The sequence below is a fragment of the Streptomyces sp. genome, from assembly GCF_036524955.1.
GTDB lineage: Bacteria > Actinomycetota > Actinomycetes > Streptomycetales > Streptomycetaceae > Actinacidiphila.
On the sequence record NZ_DATDBG010000144.1, the window covers coordinates 1 to 2,195 of the forward strand.

Annotated in this window: 1 protein-coding gene and 1 pseudogene; one reads left to right on the top strand and one right to left on the bottom strand. The window is 75.9% G+C overall.

From position 1 onward, the window contains the following. Nucleotides 1-1,639: helix-turn-helix transcriptional regulator (locus tag VIW71_RS11780; protein ID WP_331622054.1), on the top strand; the 1,639-nt coding region annotated here is incomplete at its 5' end. A gap of 248 nt (nucleotides 1,640-1,887) precedes the next feature. Here the strand turns inward: VIW71_RS11780 and VIW71_RS11785 are convergent. Continuing rightward, a pseudogene (locus VIW71_RS11785) lies at nucleotides 1,888-2,195 on the bottom strand (hypothetical protein); the annotation flags it as partial.

A 2,195-nucleotide genomic window follows, 5' to 3' on the forward strand; every position in this document is an offset into this window, starting at 1 on the left:
CGACGAGAGCGTCGCCCGGGCACTGACCGACGCGGCCGGGCGCGCGCTGAACCGCGGCGGCGCCGCCGAGGCCACCGCCGCGCTGTCCCGCGCGGCGGACCTCAGCCCGGACGCCGCCGACCGCACCCGCCGCCGCGTCGACGCGGCGATCGCCGCGGTCGTCGGCGGGCAACTGGAGGAGTGCGCCCACCTGCTGCGGGTCACCGCCGACGACGCCATGCCGGTGGCCCTGGCGGTGCGCCGCGCCACCGCGGCGGCCTTCGTCATGGTCTACCGGGACAGCGACATGGAGGGCGTCTACCGCGAGATCCTCCCCGTCCTGGAACGGATCCCGCCCGGCGAGGAACACGACTCCGACTTCGAGGACGCCTACTACACCCTCTTCGTCGCCTGCTTCTGGCTGGGCCGCCCGGAGCTCTGGGAGCGGCTGCGCCGCTGCCTGGACCGGGTGTCACCGCTGGGCAAGCTCTGCTACGCCGCCGCCGCCGATCCGGCCCGCACCGCCCACGACGTGCGGCGGCGGATCGCCCCGGCCGCCGCCACACTGCCGCTGGAACGCCGGTTCTGGCAGGTCAACTGGCTGGTCTGGACGGCGCATTACGTGGACGGGTTCGGCGACCACAGCGCTCTGTGGCGCGGTCTGACCGAGCGGGGGGCGTACACCACGCACCAGTTCATGACCGCCGCCCGCTCCTACGACGTCTATCTGCACGGCGGCTGGGACGAGGCGCTGGCCGTGGCGGGCGAGGGCGTCGAGCGGGCGCGGGACCTCGGGTACGACTTCTACGCCCGCATCTTCGACTACGTCGCCGGGCTGGTCGCCGCCGGCCGCGGCGACGAGCCCGAGCGGCGGCGGTGCGCGGACACGCTCACGGACTGGGCCCGCCCGCGGCGCCTGCGGCTGGTGCTGAGCGAGGTGGCGGAGATCGAGATCCGGGCCGCGATGACGCGCGGCGCCTACGACGAGGCGTACACCCTCGCGAGCCGGCAGACGCCGCCGGGCGAACTCCCGCCGTTCTTCCCGCACTTCCACCGGATCTTCCTCGACCTGGTGGAGGCCGCGGTCCGCTGCGGGCACCTCGCCGAGGCGCGGGCCCATGTCGCGGCCGGGCGCGCGGCGAGGATGGGAGAGATCTCCGCACACCACGCGCTCCTGCTCGCCACCGCCGCGGCACTCGTCGCCCCCGACGACGAGGCCGCGGCGGCCTTCGACGCGGCACTGGCCCTCCCCGAGGCGGACCGGTGGCCGTTCGAACACGCCCGGCTGCAACTCGCCTACGGCGTCTGGCTGCGCCGCCATCAGGACAAGGGCGCGGCCCGCGGGCAGCTCAGGTGCGCCGTGGAGACCTTCCGCCGGCTGGGGGCCGAACCGTGGGCGGACCGCGCCGCGGAGGAGCTGCGGGCGTCGGGGGAGGTACTCGGCCCGCGGCCGGCTGCCCTTGCCGCCTTGCTGACGGCCCAGGAGACGCGCATCGCGGAACTCGCCGCGAAGGGGATGACCAACAGGGAGATCGGCCAGCTCATGCACCTGTCGCCGCGCACGGTGGGCGCGCACCTCTACAAGATCTTCCCGAAGCTGGGCATCACGTCCCGGGTGGCTTTGCGCGACAGCCTGCTGGGCATGGGGGCGGGGCACTGACAGGGCGGGGGAGGTGACCGTCCGGCGGGCACCTCGAGGGCGGGGTTGCCCGGCGGCGGGGCCCTGACCCGCCGGGCACATCAGCAGGACGGCCGACGGCACGGCCGGACCGGCGGCAGGTCGGGGTGCGGCCGATGTGATGGCCGGGTCGCGCTTCTGGGCCGTGGTTCGCGCATGGGTACGCCGCGCTGTTCCCCGGGCGTGGCGCGCTTGTGGGTCGGCTGCGCTGTTCCCGGACCCTCGCGCCGTCACCGGCACGACTCGACGCGGTCCGTCGCCACGCGCAGGGAACGTCGTAGGAACGCGGCGAGCCGCCCCATCGCCAGGTCGCGCGCGCCGCCCGGGCACAGGGCGGGCTCGCCCAGGAAGTCGCGCGCGGAACCGGCGTAGTGCAGGCCGGTGAGCGGGACGCCCGCGGCGCGCAGCCGGTCACCGAGGGCCCGGGCCGCGGCGGCGGGACCGTCGGCCTGGGTGACGGCGAGGAACGACGGGGGCAGGTCGCAGTACCGGGGCCGGCGGTTCACGTGCCGAAGGCGGATGCCCTCGGCGGCGGTCG